Here is a 265-nt window from a genome sequence, read left to right as displayed (position 1 = left end):
CTTGCCCTGGACCCTGCCGATGCCGCGCCTGGTGCTGCAGCCGCTGGTGGAAAACGCGGTGCTGCATGGCATTACGCGGCTGCCGGCTGGCGGCACCATCGTCATTGCGCTGTCCTTCGAAGGGGCGCAGCTGCACATCCGCATCCAGACCCCCGCGCCCGATCCGGACGTGCGTGCGCTGCCGCTGATGCAGGGCGCCGGGCACGCGCAGCGCAACATCGCGCTTCGCCTGGCCTGGCGGTTCGGCCCGGCTGCACGGATGACG

1 protein-coding gene is annotated in these 265 nt (G+C 71.3%); it reads left to right on the top strand.

Annotated elements, in window-relative coordinates:
- Window positions 1-265 (top strand): sensor histidine kinase (locus tag ACQG3P_RS19980; RefSeq protein ID WP_426806016.1); only part of this gene is annotated, 265 nt, incomplete at both ends.

The organism is Stenotrophomonas sp. SrG (assembly GCF_050031795.1).
In the GTDB taxonomy this organism is placed as follows: Bacteria; Pseudomonadota; Gammaproteobacteria; order Xanthomonadales; family Xanthomonadaceae; genus Stenotrophomonas; species Stenotrophomonas rhizophila_A.
The sequence above is the reverse complement of the archived record's forward strand: the minus strand, read 5'-3'. Positions and strand labels throughout refer to the sequence as shown.